Origin of the sequence: Marinitenerispora sediminis, from assembly GCF_003336425.1 — a bacterium.
GTDB lineage: Bacteria > Actinomycetota > Actinomycetes > Streptosporangiales > Streptosporangiaceae > Marinitenerispora > Marinitenerispora sediminis.
In genome coordinates this window covers 1-15,504 of record NZ_QEIO01000004.1, presented here as the reverse complement: position 1 = coordinate 15,504, position 15,504 = coordinate 1, and the positions used below count along the sequence as shown (strand labels likewise).

Below are 15,504 nucleotides of genomic sequence, written 5' to 3'. Positions count from 1 at the left end.
GGTGCTGGGTGGCTGCCGCCGAGTGGAGCGGGGTGCGTCGCCCCGGTCGACTCGCGCGATCTGACGCCGCGGCCCGCGCCGTGCGCAGGGCCGCCGACCTGGAGCGGGGCGGACCTCCGATCGCGCCGTCGACGGTGCTGTCCACTGTAGGCGCTCAAGGGGGCACGGAGGGCGAGGATTCCGGAGACTTCCCTCCACTTTGAACTTATAGCGCACCCGGGGGCTTGCGGCAAGACCCCGGTCATGCCGCACAATCGTCGACCGTGACCACCACCCACCGCACGGGAGACGACGTGAACCCGCAGGCCACCAGCGCGTTCGGCCTTCCCGACACCCTCTCCGCCAAGGCCGACCCCGCGCTGATCGCCGACGACGAGCGGCACTTCGCGGCCATCTCGGAGAGCCTCGAGCAGGCGATCGCCGACCTGTCCGACCGCCTCGACGCCAGGCGCAGGACGCCCGGCGGCAAGGGCCGGGAGGCGCTGGACCGCGACCTGGAGATCCACCGGCTGGCCGCTCGGCTGCGCGCCCTGCGCCGCTTCGGTCTGGACCTGTGCCTGGGGCGTATCGTCAGGGCGGACGACCCCGAGCCCGTGTACATCGGACGGCTCGGCCTCACCGACAGCGAGGGGCGCCGCCTGCTCCTCGACTGGCGCTCCCCCGCGGCCGAGCCGTTCTTCGCGGCGACGCACGCCGACCCGATGGGGCTGGCGAGCCGCCGCAGGTACCGCTGGACCCGCGGCCGGATCAGCGACTACTGGGACGAGGTGTTCACCGCGGACGGCTTCGAAGGCCACGCCGCACTCGACGACCAGTCCGCGTTCATCGCCAGCCTGGGCGCCAACCGGTCGGCCCGGATGCGCGACGTGCTCGGCACCATCCAGGCCGACCAGGACGCCATCATCCGCGCGGGGTCCCGCGGCGCCCTCGTCGTCGACGGCGGTCCCGGTACGGGCAAGACCGTCGTCGCCCTGCACCGCACCGCCCACCTCCTCTACTCCGACCCCCGCCTCGGCCACCGTCGGGGCGGCGTGCTGTTCGTCGGCCCGCACCAGCCCTACCTGGCCTACGTCGCCGACGTCCTGCCCAGCCTCGGAGAGGAGGGTGTGCAGACCTGCACGCTGCGGGACCTCGTCCCCGAAGGGGCCGCGGCGGCGGTCGAGGCCGACCCGGAGGTGGCCCGGCTGAAGTCGTCCGCGGACCTGGTGAAGGCGATCGAACCGGCCGTCCGGTTCTACGAGCAGCCGCCCACGCAGGGGATGACGGTTATGACGGACTGGTCCGACATCTGGCTGAGCGCCGACGACTGGGCCGAGGCCTTCGACGCCGTCGAACCGGGGACGCCGCACAACGAAGCGCGGGAGCAGATCCTGGCGGAGCTGGTCGCGATCCTGGCCGACAAGCACGACGATGACGACATCTCACCCGACGTGCTCCGGATGTCGCTGCGCCGGAACGCGGAGCTGACCAGGACCCTCAACCGCGCGTGGCCGATGCTCGAACCGACCGACCTCGTCGGGGACCTGTGGTCGGTACCGGCCTACCTGCGCAAGTGCGCTCCGTGGCTCAGCATCGACGAGATCCGCAAGCTGCGGCGCGAGGACGCCCAGGCGTGGACGGTGTCGGACCTGCCGCTGCTGGACGCGGCACGGCAGCGGCTCGGCGACCCGCGGGCGTCGCGGCGCAGGCGCCGGTATGAGGCCTCCGTCGCCGCCGAACGCGAGCGCATGGCCACCGTCATCGACGACCTGCTGGAAGCCGACGACGACGGCGAGGGCGCGGTGACGATGCTGCGCGGCCGCGACCTGCAGGACAGCCTGGTCGACGAGGCCGCGCTGCCCGGCCCCGATCCGGACCTGCTCGCCGGCCCGTTCGCGCACATCGTCGTGGACGAGGCCCAGGAGCTGACCGACGCGGAGTGGCAGATGCTGCTGCTGCGGTGCCCGTCCCGGAGCTTCACCATCGTCGGCGACCGCGCCCAGGCCAGGCACGGGTTCACGGAGTCGTGGCGGGAGCGGCTCGAACGGGCCGGCTTCGACCGGATCAGCATGGCCTCCCTGAGCATCAACTACCGGACGCCGGAGGAGGTCATGGCACAGGCCGAGCCGGTCATCCGGGCGGCGCTCCCGGACGCCAACGTGCCGACCTCCATCCGCAGCGCCGGTGTGCCCGTCGTGCACGGATCCGCCGCGGACCTGGGCGCGGTCCTCGACACCTGGCTCACCGAGAACGCGGAGGGGACCGCCTGCGTTGTCGGCGATCCCGCGTTCCGGGCGACGCCGCGCGTCCGGTCGCTGACCCCGGAGCTGGCGAAGGGGCTGGAGTTCGACCTGGTCGTCCTCGTCGACCCGGAGGCGTTCGGCGAGGGGATCGAAGGGGCGGTCGACCGCTATGTCGCGATGACCCGGGCGACCCGCCAGCTCGTCGTCCTCACGAGTTCCTGACGTCGGAACTTCCGGCCTCGGAGCGGTTCTGGTGGGGCTGCGCCGGCAACGGCTCGAAACGCCCGGGTGGGGCCCGGCCGGCTCCGCGCCCGGGGTCCCGGAGGCAACGGGGGCCGGAGGGGACGCCGCCCGGTCCCGCCGAGAGCGTTCCCGGACCGCCGGGAGAGCTTCGGGACGCGCTGACGTGGCGGCCCGCCGGCGGGACCGCCGGAGGCCCGCCCGCGCCCTTCGGGCGTGGCAGGACATGCCCGCCGGCTCCGCTCCGGGGCCAGGAGCCAAGTCCAGCCGCCGCCGATCCCCCGTTCACGCGGGTAGCCGCGTGAACGAAGGTCGGCAGGCGTCGGGTTCGCGGCGCCGGGGCGGGCCGCCGGGGCGGCGGGCGAGGGAGCCCGGGCCGGACCGGCGCGGGACCGCGGCCCGAAGCCGCCCCCAGCACGCCGAGCCGGCGCGGACGGCCCTCAGCGGTGCTCGCGCGGCAGCGGGCCCCGCCGCACGCTCCACGGGACGAAGCGGCCGGCGGTTGCGTCCGCGTCCCCGCCGCCGTCTCCGCCGACCACGATCCGTGCGCAGCGCCGTCCCTGTTCGCGGAGCGGGTTGGTCACCGACCACATCCCGAGTTCCAGCGCGGGCCGGGATCCGTCCCAACCGGTGTAGGCGGTGTCCGGGTGGGTCGCGTGGAGGGCTTCGTAGGCGCCGAGGGCGAGTTCGTCGCTCATGGCGATGACCAGGGTATTGGCCGGCAGCCCGGGGGCAAGGCGGCGGGCCGCCGCGGCGCCCTCGCCCCTGGTGTTCCTGGGCGCGACGGCCACGGGCGTCTCGGCCCAGGTCCTGCCGCTGGCCTCGATCGCGTCGCGGTACCCGCGCAGCCGGGCGGCGGTCACGGGGAAGAGCACGTCTGCGGGGAGGTCCGCTCCGGTGGCGACGGCGCTGCGGCGGGACCGGTCGGCCGGGAAGGAGAGCACGACCGGCGCGCGGTCCTCCCCCAGCGCCTGGCTGGCGACGGCGAAGGCGGCCTGGTAGTCGTCCTGGGTGACGCAGGCGATGCCGTCGCGCCGCGGACCGCCCTGGATGGCCGCCGGGCGCGGGTCGCCGCCGACCGCGTCCAGTACCGGGTCGTCCTCGGCGGTGGTCCACAGCACGTATCCGTCAACCGCGGCGGACAGGACGCGGTCCACGTCGGAGGTGTCACCCCGCGTGGGGATGAGTGTGACCCCGAAGACCTCCGCCACGCACACCTCGGCGACACCGGCCAGGAACTGCGCCGCCTGGGGGTCGTCGAAGGCGTAGGAGAGGTGCTCGCCGAAGACGACCCCGAGCTGCTGCGTGCGGCCGGACCTCAGCGCCCGGCCGACGGCGTCGGGCCGGTACCCCAGTTCCGCCGCCGCCTCCCGCACGAGCTCCCGGGTGGCGGGTGCGACCCGGCCCGGCTTGCTGAAGGTGTAGGACGCGGTCATCGGTGACACCCCGGCACGGGTCGCCACTTCCTTCAGCGTCACGCGTCTGCGATTGCCTACCACAGACCGAGCCTATCTGTGTATCGTTACACAATGACGGTCTCACAGACGCTCTCCGCCCCTCCGCGGAGCGCGGCGCCGTATCTGGCATTCGCGGGCCTCGGCACCTTCTGGGGCATCTGGGGCGCCACGCTGCCGCTGCTACGGGAGCGGGCCGGCGTGACCGACGGCGAGTTCGGTATCGCCCTGCTGTTCGTCGGCGCGGGCGCGCTGCCCGCGATGCTCGCCACCGGGCGGCTCATCGACGCGCTCGGCCTCAGAGTCGCGGGTGTGCTGCTCGCGGCCCTGGGGCTCTCCGGTGTGCTCGTGGCCGGCGCGGCGGCGAACTTCGCCGCCCTGTGCGCCGCCATCTTCCTCGTGGGGGCGTCCTCGGGGGCGACGGACGTCGCGATCAACGCTCTCGCCGCGACCGTGGAGAGACGCACCGGGCGCCCCGTGGTCTCGCGGTCGCACGGAGCGTTCTCCCTCACCGTCGCGGTGGTCAGCCTGGGAGCGGGCGGCCTCGGCAGCGTCACGGGGAACCTGTTCGTCAACTTCACCGCGGGTGCCGTGATCACGGTGGTGCTGGCGCGGACGGTCTACGCCTGGGCGGGCGCCCGCCCGGCGCCGTCCCCGGCACCGCACGGCGCCGGCCGCACCGGCCGCGGCCCGCTGGCGGTCCGGACGGTCCCGCTGCTGGCCGTGGGCGTCATCGGGGCCCTGGCCTTCGCCTCCGAGAACGCCTACCAGTCGTGGGGCGCGGTGCTGTTCACCGACGAGTACCTCGCCCCGCCCGCGCTGGCCGCGCTGGCGCCGGCCGCGTTCGCGGCCCTGGCGGCGCTGACCCGCTTCCTCGCCGCCGGGCCCGCGCAGGCGCGACCGGTGGCGGCGGTGGTCCTGGGGGCCGTGTCGGCGACCGCCGGAGGGGTGGTCGTCATGGTCGCGTCCTCCCTGTGGACGGCGCTGCTCGGGATCGCGGCGGCCGCCGTGGGAACCGCCGTCATCTTCCCGACCCTGGTGTCCTACGGGCTCCGCTCCGTTGCGGACCGGTCCCGGGGACGAGCCACCTCCGCCATCACCTCGGTCGCCTACCTGGGATTCCTCGTCAGCCCGGCCTACTTCGGCCTCCTCGCCGACGCCTCCGGCGTGCGGCAGGCGTTCCTGGGGGTCGCGGCGCTGACCGCGGTGCTGGTCGCCCTCGTGCCGGTACTGCCGGCGCTGCGGCGCAGGAACCTGCTGTGAACCCCCGCCGCCCCGGACGCGGGTCGGCCCGATACCAAGGAGAGCAGAGATGAAGACGGGAACCGCGGTGATCACCGGCGCCGGGCGCGGACTGGGCGCGGCGATCGCCCGCCGGCTGGCTGCCGAAGGGCGGCCGGTGGTCGTCAACGACCTGGACCCGGTGGCGGCCGAGGAGACCGCCGGCGGCATCGCGCGCGCCGGGGGTCGGGCGGTGGCGATCAGCGCCGATGCCACCGACCCGGAGCAGGTGGCCGCGATGGTCCAGGCCGCCCGCGAGCGCTTCGGGCCGGTCCTGGTGACGGTCGCCAACGCCTCCGGCCCGCAGGGCGAGGTGCCCGTCGAGGAGCTGTCGTGGACGTACATGCTCCGCCACTTCGAGTTCTTCACCAAGAGCCCCCTCGCCCTGCTGCACGCGGCCGTCGCGGACATGCGCGCCGCGGGATGGGGCCGGGTCGTCCACATCGGCAGCGACCTGTTCGACCGGGCGGATCCGGGCTGGTCGGCGTACATGGCCGCCAAGGGCGCCCTGCTCGGTCTGACCCGCGGATGGGCGCTGGAACTCGGCGGGGACGGCATCACGGTCAACCTGGTCGCCCCGGGATGGATCCCGGTCGAGCGGCACGGCACCATCCCCGCGGAGGTGGCGGAGCACTGGCTGGGACGGCAGGCCGTCCGCCGCTGGGGCACTCCCGACGACGTGGCGGGCGCCGTCGCCTACCTCGCCTCCGAGGAAGCCGGCTTCGTGTCCGGCCAGCGGATCGTCGTCAACGGCGGCTTCCACTTCACCTGACACCCGGCCGCCCCGGTGCCCGCCGGATCAGGAGCGCCGCCCGGCGGGCCGAGGCCGCGGCGGAGGGACGGTGGGCAGCGGAGGGCTGCCGCACCGTTCCGGGCCGCGGCGGGGGGAGCTCAGCCGAGCATCTCCTCCACGAGGTCGGCGGCCCGCATGGTGCCACCCTCGGCTCTGGCGTCGGCGGCCAGCAGTGCCGAGCGGCGGGCGACCTCCGCGTCGGTGACGAGGTCGTGCAGGGCCGCCCGCAGGGTCTCGGCGGTGGCGTCCGGGGTGTCGATGCGGCGGGCCACGCCCAGTTCCACGAGCCGGTCGGCGTTGACGAACTGCTCGGCGGCCTGCGGAACGGCGATCATCGGGACGCCTGCCAGCAGCCCCTCACCGCAGCCGCCCATGCCGGCATGGGTGACGAAGGCGTCCGCCTTCTCCAGGATCGCCCGCTGCGGGACCCAGGAGTGCACCTCGACATTGGCCGGGATGTCGCCCAGTTCCCGCGGATCGGTGTGCCTGCCGATCTGGAGGACGACGTGCCACCCGGGCAGGCCGCCGTAGGCCGCCAGGCACTGGCGGTAGAACTCCGGCTGACGGGTGTAGGCCGAGCCCAGGGAGATCAGCAGCACGTTCTCCGCGTCGGCCGGACGGGCCCAGTCCTCCTCGGCGGCACGTGCGTCGACGCAGGGCCCGACGAACGTCACCGCGTCGGTGTCGACCTGGTCGGCGTGCGGCTGCATCGCCCGGGTGATCAGTGCCAGGGCCCGTTCGGGACGGCCGGAGAAGGCGTCCACGTCGGTGGTGGCCGCCCCGCTGCCGGCGAGCCACCGCGTGAATTTCGCCCGGTACTCGGCGGCCCCCGGCAGCTGCCACAGGTGCGCCGCGACCTCCTCGTCGTAGCCCTTCCAGGCCACGAACGTCGGGGACAGCTGCATGATGGGCCGCCCCTGCGACTCGGCGAGGGCGCGCGCGGCGTAGCCGCCGATGTCGTACAGGTAGAGGTCCGCGGGATCGCCGTCGTAGGCGGCGCGCAACTGCGGAAGCGCCTCGATGGCGTTGTCGAGGAAGAGCCCCATGGCGGCGATGGGGTCGTCGGGCCAGTTGTTGTCGGCGACCGGCAGCACGGAGGCACACGGCACGAGCTCGGCCCCGGCCCCCGCGACCAGGTCGGCCACCGCCGGGTCGTTGGCATAGGTCACCCGATGGCCCCGGGCCACCAGCTCGCGGATGACCTCCAGGCTCGGCAGGACATGGCTGACAGCGGGGACACCGACCATCGCGATATGGGCACGGCGACGACTCACGGGAGATCACTCACTTCAGGTCTACGGCAGCGGGAACACACGGCAAGCCGGTACGCCGCCCTCTCCGGTAGAGAACCCGGTCACCGGGGACGCACCCAGTCACGCGTAAGGGGCGCAACGCCGCCCCGACCCGCGTCAGCCGCAGATCAGGTAGAAACACATGCCCGCGACTCTAGCCCGGCCCCCGGCCCCCAGGCACCGCATTTTCCGCCGCCCCCTCGGGGGACGCGCACGGGTTCCGCGGGAGGTGCCCGCTTCCTCGACGGCGCCACCACGCCGCACACCTGAAGGCAGAGCCCCGACGGCTGCGGTCCCTCCCCGGAGTCGGGACAGTGGCGTGTCCCAGTTTCGACCGCACGACATACGGCACGTGCTCCGCCTCGCACGTCGGCACGCTGAGCAGGGCTTTGCCGCGTTCCCCACGCTCACTGGCTCGATTTAGCTGATCATGCATCGAGCCAGCGACCATACCCAGCAGTCAACTCGCTATACCACTCATCTCGAACGACTGAACCACACAGCAAAGCGATGGAAGATCGTACCTCCCGGCGTATCGAGACCACTGCTTACTGATCTCTACGACGAGCAGGCGAAGGAACTGCTGGAAGCCAAAGGGACAGCGACCCGCGAAGCCGTCCGGATGGGGATCGGGCAGCTTCTTGATTACAGCCGCCATCTCGACATTGAGGGCCTGCAGCTCGCCTTGCTCCTGCCCGCACGTCCGCCAGAAGATCTTATAGAGCTACTCACGGACCTCGGCATCGCTTGCGTCTACGAGACAACACCGTCGAACTTCGAACGGATCGCGCCCCCGACCCCGTGGATTCGGCAGCCGCAGAACTTCAGCGTGTTCCCCCCGCAGCCATCTGCGGTCGGCCAGATGCAGTCGTAATTAGTCGGCCTGACACGCCAAGCGCCGCGGACCTTGTCTTCACAGGCCGGCGGCGCTTTTTCGTGCGCAGTAGGGCGGGCGGGGCTCGAACCCGCGACCCAGGGATTATGAGTCCCCTGCTCTGACCAGCTGAGCTACCGCCCCTCCATATCCCCGGTCTAGCAGGGGATACGCGGTCGTGACCGATTCTAGCGACGGTAGCACGGCGGTAGCACGGCGGAGGATTCGGTCACCGAACATCTCGGTAAGCGGTACCCAGGGGCCCGACGCCGGGACCAGCCGGGGCCACGCCCGCGCACAGTGCGCGCGGTCGTCGAGCTGTGCGGCGTCGATCAGCGGCATCGCCCTCCGGCCCGGCGCGACGCCGTGCAGCGGGGACGGTCCCTCCCAGGCGCGATGGCGCCTGTCAGGTGGTGAGCAGGGGGACGAAGAGGGTGGCCACGTAGAAGGCCATGTACTGCGCGCCGGATGTCATGCCGAGCAGGCGGTGGAAGGCTCCCGCCAGTGCGCCGACGGCGACCGTGACGAGCAGCCCCAGCACTCCGCCCTCGTACCAGGCCACCACGCAGATCAGCCCGGCGAACGCCCCGATGAGCGCCTCGTGACTGATCCTGCGTGCGACCCAGGCGCTGGCGGTGCGGGCGTGCCGCATCGCCAGGGGGTAGACGACGAGCGCGGCGATGGCGACGGCGAGCAGACCGAAGACCAGGAACTGCCAGGTGGACAGCAGGGTGTGCAGGTTGTGTACGCGGCCCTCCACGGTGAAGACCGGGGGCGCGTTGAACAGAGCGGCGGCGGGGCCCGCGGCAACGGGGCTGAGCGGCAGGCCGAAGGCGATCAGGGGGATGAGCGTCTCGGCGATGTAGGTCGACTCCGTGGTGCCGTTCTTCACCGACATCAGGGTGCTCAGCCGCTGGTAGGGATGCTTGATACGGGCGCCGACGACCTCGCCTGCCATGACGGCGGTGGCCACCGGGCTGAGCATGAAGGTCGTGGACGTCACCGCGGCGACGGCCGCGGTGGTACCGGCCTGCCGCCGGGTCAGTACCCGGAAGGGGTTGGGGAACCATCTGTACGAAGCGACGGCTTCCGGGGCCAGTGAGAACGCCTTGCCCGCGCTGCGTGGCAGCGTTCCGCGGCCGGAGCGGGACCCGGCGATGAGCAGGTCGATCACCAGTGGCCCGATCGCGATGCCGAGGAAGAAGCTGATGCTCAGTGGCTTGTCGAGCACGCCTTGGGCGAAGCCGCTCAGCGCGGCGATGGCGAGTGTGAACGGGGCCAGCCCGGCGACGGCGGCCCACCGGCCCGGCGAGAAGTACGCGACGAGCAGGGCGACGGCCACGAACACATACGGGATGACCTCCTGCACCGGCTCCGCGAAGGGTGCCAGGAGCGAGGCGACGCCGACCGAGACCGGGACGGCGATCGCGGCCGAGAGGAGGCCGCCGGCCAGGGCCTTGCGCAGGGCGATGTGCGGGGCGCCGATGCGGCGCATCGCCCGGGCGTCTTCCAGCAGCGGCACGGCGGTGGTGTCGCCGGGGATCCCGAGCAGCGTGGTGGGGATCGCGTGGGTCATGTGCTTGGCCACCGCGCCGGCGAGGAAGAAGGTGATCACCCCGGCGGGCGGGACACCGAGCAGTACCACCAGCAGGGTGAGGGGGCCGAGCGTCGAGGTCTCGTCCGTGCCGGAGACCAGGCCGATCCCGGCGAAGACGAGGGCACCGGTCAGGCCCATGCCCAGGGCCCATATCAGGTCGGTGATCACCGTGATCCGGCTCCTTCCGGACGCTGGGCCCCGGTCTCGGAGTCCGCTCGGTCCTCCAGCAGGTCCAGTTCCGCCAGCTCGCTCCGCACAGCGGCGGGCAGCAGGTCGGGCGTCGTGGTGTCGGTGTCCCGGGCCAGCTCGGCCAAGGCCGCGCGCCGCAGTGCCGCGGATGTCTCGGCGTCGTCGGTGAAGACGCGCTTGGGCGGGAACCGCCGGGCGCAGACGGCACCCGCCGCCAGGCAGCCGGCCAGCCCTGCCAGTAGTGCGTAGCCGTCGGCGAGGGCCAGGGTGTCCAGCCACCCGCGCAGCACGGCGCGGGCGAGGAGGAACAGCGGCAGCCCGCCGACCACGCCGATCACCAGCGACGCGGCCAGGTGGCGCAGGTCGACGGTGTCGTTCCACACCTCGACGTAGGACTGGTCGTCCTGGTGGCCGGGGTGGGGCTCGGCTGGCCTCATCGGGCGTTCTCCCGCCGACCGGCCCGCACCTCGGCGAGGATCTTCGCGGCGTGGTCGCCGCTCACCGCGCGGTCGGCGGTCAACCGGGCCACCACCAGGGGCAGTTCCTCGGAGGTGGCTCCGGCGGTGACGGCGACGTTGCGGGCGTGCAGCGACATGTGGCCGCGCTGGATGCCCTCGGTCGCCAGTGCACGGACCGCGGCGAGGTTCTGAGCCAGGCCGACGGCGGTGATGACTTCGCCGAGTTCGCGGGCGGTGGCGACTCCGAGCAGCGCCACGGCGGCCCGCGCGACCGGGTGCACCTTGGTCGCTCCTCCCACGAGGCCGACCGCCATCGGCAGTTCCAGAGCACCGACCAGGTTGCCGTCGGCGTCCTTTTCGAAGTGGGACAGCGAGGTGTAGCGGCCGTCGGGCCCGACGGCGTGGGAGTGGGCGCCGGCTTCGACGGCACGGGTGTCGTTGCCGGTGGCCAGGACGACGGCGGTGATGCCGTTCATGATCCCCTTGTTGTGGGTGGCGGCCCGGTACGGGTCGGCCTCGGCCAAGGCGGCCGCGTGCACGATGTCGTCGACCACCTCGGCGCCCCCGAGGGCGTCAGCGTCGAAGACGGCACGCGCTCGGCACAGGCGCAGGTCGGCCTTGTTGCTGAGGATCCGCAGCAGCGAGCGGCCCTGGGCGACCTCGCCGATCCGCGCGGCGACCGCCTCTGCCATGGTGTTGACGGCGTTGGCGCCCATCGCGTCGCGCACGTCCACGATCAGGTGCAGCACGACATACGTGCCGGCCGGAGCGTCGACCACGTGCACGGCCACGTCCCGGGCGCCCCCGCCGAAGCGGACGAGTTGGGGGTCCTGTTCGTTGGCCAGCGCGATGAGCTCGTCGCGGGCTTCGAGCAGCCGCAGCCGGGCGGCGCGCGGATCAGCGACGTCGACGACCTGGATCTGCGCCCTCATGAGCGGTTCGGTGGTCGAGGTGGCGAATCCGCCGGTGCCGCGGGCGATGCGGGCGGCGTTGCTGGCCGCGGCGATCACCGACGGCTCCTCAGTGGCCATCGGGACCAGGTAGTCGCGACCGTTGATCGTGAAGTTGGTCGCCACGCCCAGCGGGATGCCGATCACGCCGACCGCGTTCTCGACCATGTGGTCGGCCTGCTCGATGGTGAGGCCGTGCTCCGGGTCCAGTACCTCGAGGCTCGTCGGCTCCACAGCGGTGCTGTCCGCGACGCGGGCGCGGCGCTCGCTGATCGACAGGTCCTTCAAGCCGGAAAGCCGGCTGTTGACTGCCATGGATCCTTACCTACTTCCAGTGATCGGCCGTGCGGGAGCCCCGCGAGCGGTTGGTCTGATTCGTTGGGATGGAGGGTCAGTGGCGGGCACGTCCGCTCACGGGCACCCGGACGGTCTCGGCGACGACCAGGTTCCGCGGTACGGCCGCACCATGCCGTTGAGGGACGCCAGGCTGGCGGCGTGGTGGAACGCCGCCTCGGGGGGCAGCCGGCGGCAGCGACCGAAGCGGTGCTACCGGATCGGACGCCCCCGTTTCGCCGGGGAGGGTAGGGCGGTCCGAGACGGGCCGGACGCGTCGTGGGGCTTTGCGACCTGTGAATGCCGTCTGCGTGGCGCCGCTGTCACACCCCAGACTCTAGGCACTTCCTGTGGCACCGACCACGTACGATGAGTACATGTAGTGGGCGTACTCAGTGGACGGTTCACACAGGTTGGGATGGATGAGCGCTCCCCCACCGCCGATCGGCGACCCGGACGACGCTCGGGCTGCGCACCATCCGCCGGTCGCTGCGGCGACGCCCCGGCATACCGAGCCGGCACGGCAACCCGGTGTCTCGGTGGCCGCTGTACTGGCGCTGCTCGACCTCGCGGCCAAGGGCCGCCCGGACGAGCAGGACGCCGTGGTCGACCTGCTGCTCGCTGAGCGGCTCGACGTCGCCACGGCGACGCAGGTGGCTCGGCGGGTCCGAGAGCTCCAGGGGGCGATGGCCCGGTTGCACCGGCGCGGACGGGAACTGTCCGCGCTGTTCTCCAGTGCGCGGGAACTCGCCGAACTGCATGACGTCGATCTGCTGATCGCCCGGTTGGTGCGGCGTGCCCACGACCTGGCCGGAACCGACGTCACCTATCTGTCGGAGTTCGACGAGACGACGCGCGAGCTGCGGGTACGCTCCACTGCCGGGGCGGTCGCCCCGTCCTTCCAGCGGTTGAGGGTGCCGCCCCACATCGGCCTGGCCAGCAAAGTCGTTGAGTCCCGCGCTCCGCAGTGGACCTCGCGCTACGAACAGCTCGACGATGTGCCGCGCTCCGAGAGCATCGACAGCGCGGTCCGCGCCGAAGGCCTCGTCTCCCTCCTGGGTGTTCCGCTGATCGCCGGCGAACAGGTGCTGGGCGTGCTGTTCGCCGCGAACCGCGACGAGCACGCGTTCTCCCCGGAGGAGGTGGCACTGCTGTCGGCCTTCGCCGACAACGTCGCCGTCGTGCTGCAGTCGGCCCGCCTGCTCACCCAGACCCGCGAGGCCGCCAACGAGGCGCGGTTGGCGTATGCCGCGCTGGCCGAGCACGTCGAGGCGATGGAACGCTCCAGCCGGGTGCACGCGGAGCTGACCGCGGCGATTCTGCGCGGCGGCGGAGCCGCCGACGTCGCGCGGACCTTGGGAGCCTCCCTGGAGCGGCCCGTCGTGATCCTCGATGAGAACTACGCCGTGCTCGCCTCATCCGACGACCGGACCACGGCCGCCGTGATCGACCCGCCCGCTGTCCGGTCGGCGATCACGGCCAGTCGGCGCTCCGGACGCTGCACTCTGCTGGACCCACCGGTGGACGACGTCCACGCCGCGGTCGCCGTCCTCGCCGGGGAGACGATGCTCGGCGGCCTGCTCATCGGCGACGGCGCGGTGGAGCTCGGCGCGGTGGAGCAGCGCACCATCGAACGGGCCGCACAGATCACCGCGCTGCTCACCCTGAACCAGGACGCGGTCGTCTACGCCGAAGGCCGGGTGCGCGGCGAACTCCTCGGTGACCTGGTCAGCCCAGACGTCCGACGCCGTTCCCATCTGCCTGCCCGGCTGCGTGCCCGCGGGCTGCGCCCGGAGGACCTGCGCACCCTCGTCATCACCGTGGTGGCGCCAGCGCAGCGCCGTGCAGCGCTGCGCGCCGCACAGGCAGCGGCCGCACGGGGCGGCCTGGCGGGCGATGTGGACGGCTTCATCACACTCGTCGTTCCGGAGACCGACCCGCGGCATGCCGCGACCGCCGCCCGCGACCGCGTGTGTGCCGGAACAGGTACCAGCGAAGTGCTGACGGTGGCCGCGGCCCCTGCCGACACCCTCGACGAACTGAGCGCCCGCTTCTCCGCGGTGCGGGACTGCGGCCGTGTGCTGGTCGCCCTCGGGATCGAATCCGCTGCGGTCGCGGCTGATGCCTACCTGCCCTACACCGCCATGTTCGCCCACGACCCGACCAGCGTACGGCGGTTCATCGACCACACGATCGGTCCCATCCGGTGCTGGGACACCGAACGCAGGACAGACCTGCTCACCACCCTCCACCGGTTCGTGGACTGCAACGCGAGTCCCGCCCGCACGGCGCGGCTGATGGGCGTGCACACCAACACCGTGCTCCAGCGCCTGGAGAGGATCACGCGGCTGCTCGGCCATGCGTGGCGCGAACCGGAGCCGTTCTTCCGCATCTCGGTGGCGGTGCGCCTGCAGGCTCTTTCGGCGACAGACTCCAGCGCTTCGCAGCGGATCCAGGACTCCTGACGGTTTTCGGCGATCCCCTTCCGCTTGCGTCTCTGATCGCCTGACGGGAGCACAGGCCGCGTCGCGACACCTGGTCACGTGACTTCTGATCCGGTAAACCATTCGAAGCTCTCCGCCCCAAGGAAGAAAGCGGGATAATCGATGAGTCCGAATCCTCGAATTGTTGTCACTCGGGCCCTGCCCGGCCAGGTCCTCGCCCCCCTTGAGCGCTTGGGAGAGGTCTGGGTCTCACCGCACGAGCGGCCGCTGTCCCCGGGAGAACTGCGGGAGGCCGTCCGGGGTGCCGACGCGGTGATCGCGACGATCAACGACCGCATCGACGAAGGTGTGCTCAAGGCCGCCGGGCCGCAGCTGCGGGTCGTGGCCAACGTCGCCACCGGTTACGACAACCTCGATCTGCGCGCAGCGAACGCGCACCAGGTGATCGCCACCAACACGCCGGGCGTGCTGGTCGACGCCACCGCGGACCTCACCATGGCACTTCTGTTGGACGTCACCCGGCGGGTGTCGGAAGGCGACCGGCTGATCCGATCGGGGACCCCGTGGGAGTGGGACATCTCGTTCATGCTGGGGACCGGCCTCCGGGGCAAGAGACTGGGCATCGTCGGCCTGGGACGTATCGGGCAGGCCGTCGCGCAGCGAGCGGCCGCGTTCGGCATGGAGATCGTGCACTTCTCCCGGCGCGGCCTCGACGCCGCGGGCCCGAGCCGACGGCTACCGCTGGACGAACTCCTCGCCTCCTCCGACGTGGTCTCCCTGCACTGCCCCCTCACTCCCGAGACCAGGCACCTGGTGGACGCCGACGCCCTGGTGCGCATGAAGAGCTCCGCTTATCTGATCAACACCGCCCGTGGCCCCGTGGTCGACGAGAAGGCGCTGGTGGCCGCACTGCGCTCCGGTGGCATCGCCGGGGCGGGCCTGGACGTGTACGAAGACGAGCCGGCCGTGCAGCCCGAGCTGGTCGAGATGGACAACGTGGTACTGGCGCCGCACCTGGGGTCCGCCACCACCGAGACACGCACGCGGATGGCCGCCCTGGCCGTCGAGAACGTGGAAGCCGTGCTCACCGGTATCCCGGTCCCCTCCCCGATCCTGGTACCGGCCGAGTGAGCGGGCGTGGTGTGATCGGTGCGATCCGGCGGCCCGGGCATCTGAGGTGGCGCGGCCGCCTCGCACTTTCTCCGAACAGGCCGGGCGGGGCTCGCACCCGCGCCCCGGGGATGGTGAGTTCCCCGCTCTGACCGGCTGAGCCACCGCCCCTCCCTGTCTCCGGCCGAGCAGGGGATACGCGGTCGCGACCGATTCCAGCGACGGTAGCGCGGCGGTCGCGCGGGCGAGGGGCGGTCGGTGGGGATG

The 15,504-nt window shown here is 72.4% G+C and carries 11 protein-coding genes and 2 tRNA genes; 6 read left to right on the top strand and 7 right to left on the bottom strand.

Annotated features, from left to right (window positions below):
* The first annotated feature begins 293 nt into the window (after positions 1 to 293).
* A complete protein-coding gene (gene helR / locus DEF28_RS01270; RefSeq protein WP_114397247.1) occupies positions 294 to 2,444 on the top strand; it encodes an RNA polymerase recycling motor ATPase HelR in 2,151 nt (716 codons plus the stop codon).
* 458 nt (positions 2,445 to 2,902) lie between these two features.
* Here helR and DEF28_RS01265 read toward each other — a convergent pair whose 3' ends face one another.
* Positions 2,903 to 3,940 (bottom strand): LacI family DNA-binding transcriptional regulator, encoded by a 1,038-nt coding sequence (locus DEF28_RS01265; protein ID WP_233515021.1) that lies wholly within the window; start codon positions 3,938 to 3,940, stop codon positions 2,903 to 2,905.
* A gap of 51 nt (positions 3,941 to 3,991) precedes the next feature.
* On the opposite strand from DEF28_RS01265, the gene DEF28_RS01260 reads away from it, so the two are divergent.
* On the top strand, positions 3,992 to 5,179 hold the full coding sequence (locus tag DEF28_RS01260; protein WP_114397248.1) for an MFS transporter: 1,188 nt from the start codon (positions 3,992 to 3,994) through the stop codon (positions 5,177 to 5,179).
* 49 nt (positions 5,180 to 5,228) lie between these two features.
* A complete protein-coding gene (locus tag DEF28_RS01255) occupies positions 5,229 to 5,969 on the top strand; it encodes an SDR family NAD(P)-dependent oxidoreductase (protein ID WP_114397249.1) in 741 nt (246 codons plus the stop codon).
* Between the two features lie 119 nt (positions 5,970 to 6,088).
* On the opposite strand, the gene DEF28_RS01250 is transcribed toward DEF28_RS01255, so the two are convergent.
* A complete protein-coding gene (locus DEF28_RS01250) occupies positions 6,089 to 7,237 on the bottom strand; it encodes a macrolide family glycosyltransferase (protein WP_114397250.1) in 1,149 nt (382 codons plus the stop codon).
* A 475-nt stretch (positions 7,238 to 7,712) separates the two neighbouring features.
* Between DEF28_RS01250 and DEF28_RS27190 the strand changes: the two genes are divergently transcribed.
* Positions 7,713 to 8,156 carry a hypothetical protein gene (locus tag DEF28_RS27190; protein WP_147280088.1) on the top strand — a complete coding sequence of 148 codons (444 nt, stop codon included), beginning with the start codon at positions 7,713 to 7,715 and terminating at the stop codon, positions 8,154 to 8,156.
* A 70-nt stretch (positions 8,157 to 8,226) separates the two neighbouring features.
* Here the strand turns inward: DEF28_RS27190 and DEF28_RS01240 are convergent.
* The 4 genes from DEF28_RS01240 to DEF28_RS01225 form a co-directional block, all read right to left on the bottom strand.
* Positions 8,227 to 8,300, bottom strand: a tRNA-Ile gene (locus tag DEF28_RS01240).
* A gap of 262 nt (positions 8,301 to 8,562) precedes the next feature.
* Complete coding sequence (locus DEF28_RS01235; RefSeq protein ID WP_233515020.1) at positions 8,563 to 9,921, bottom strand: tripartite tricarboxylate transporter permease; 1,359 nt, start codon at positions 9,919 to 9,921, stop codon at positions 8,563 to 8,565.
* Positions 9,918 to 10,379 (bottom strand): hypothetical protein, encoded by a 462-nt coding sequence (locus tag DEF28_RS01230; protein WP_114397252.1) that lies wholly within the window; start codon positions 10,377 to 10,379, stop codon positions 9,918 to 9,920. The genes DEF28_RS01235 and DEF28_RS01230 overlap by 4 nt, the downstream gene beginning before the upstream one ends.
* Positions 10,376 to 11,665: a hydroxymethylglutaryl-CoA reductase, degradative gene (locus DEF28_RS01225; RefSeq protein ID WP_114397253.1), complete on the bottom strand. Its 1,290-nt coding sequence runs from the start codon at positions 11,663 to 11,665 to the stop codon at positions 10,376 to 10,378. Before DEF28_RS01225 ends, DEF28_RS01230 begins: the two co-directional genes overlap by 4 nt.
* A gap of 557 nt (positions 11,666 to 12,222) precedes the next feature.
* Between DEF28_RS01225 and DEF28_RS01220 the strand changes: the two genes are divergently transcribed.
* The gene (locus DEF28_RS01220) at positions 12,223 to 14,148 is read left to right on the top strand and encodes a helix-turn-helix domain-containing protein (RefSeq protein ID WP_199493080.1); all 1,926 of its coding nucleotides are present in this window, start codon (positions 12,223 to 12,225) and stop codon (positions 14,146 to 14,148) included.
* 141 nt (positions 14,149 to 14,289) lie between these two features.
* Positions 14,290 to 15,258 (top strand): 2-hydroxyacid dehydrogenase, encoded by a 969-nt coding sequence (locus tag DEF28_RS01215; protein ID WP_114397255.1) that lies wholly within the window; start codon positions 14,290 to 14,292, stop codon positions 15,256 to 15,258.
* A gap of 76 nt (positions 15,259 to 15,334) precedes the next feature.
* On the opposite strand, the gene DEF28_RS01210 is transcribed toward DEF28_RS01215, so the two are convergent.
* Positions 15,335 to 15,407, bottom strand: a tRNA-Val gene (locus DEF28_RS01210).
* Positions 15,408 to 15,504 lie beyond the last annotated feature (97 nt).